The organism is Photorhabdus viridis, from assembly GCF_040256935.1.
GTDB lineage: Bacteria > Pseudomonadota > Gammaproteobacteria > Enterobacterales > Enterobacteriaceae > Photorhabdus > Photorhabdus viridis.
Genome location: NZ_JBEJZY010000257.1, coordinates 1 through 479, shown reverse-complemented (window position 1 = coordinate 479; position 479 = coordinate 1). Strand labels below are relative to the sequence as shown.

General features: G+C 38.8%; 1 protein-coding gene. It reads right to left on the bottom strand.

Annotation, left to right across the window (positions count from 1 at the left end; translation table 11 throughout):
• Window positions 1–100: 100 nt before the first annotated feature.
• Window positions 101–479: tail fiber assembly protein (locus tag ABR397_RS23250; RefSeq protein ID WP_350307767.1), on the bottom strand; the 379-nt coding region annotated here is incomplete at its 5' end.

The window sequence follows — 479 nt, the reverse complement described above, 5'->3', positions numbered from 1 at the left end:
CCAACATTTTGAGGACGATTCAGTCAGAGTAGTGCAAAAAAGCCATATTTGATTAGACTTATCTAACTATTGGAGGTCGGTTCAATTGGCCCTGATTCCATTATTCTAAGGGTTTTTCGGGCCAGTTAATATCTGACGCTAAATTAACATCAACGCGGTTCAATAATACTCTATATTTTTTTAACTCTGCTAACAGCGATTTTTCCTTATCACTCGACATCTCCAAATCTACAGCATCTTGTAACGGAGCGATCTGTTTACTTACAGTGAGCATAAGTTGCTGTTTCTTATGTTCTGCTTGCTGCTGCTGTTCCCGTCTGAGCTTTATTTTATCACTTTCTGATATTATCCACTTTTCACTATCCCACTTGTGATAAACAGACGGTGCTTGTTTTGTAAGAATGGGATAACCCTCTTTATCACTGACGATAGCAAACCCGCGTGATTGACCGTCAAGTAATTCATTGTGTTTTTCTGCT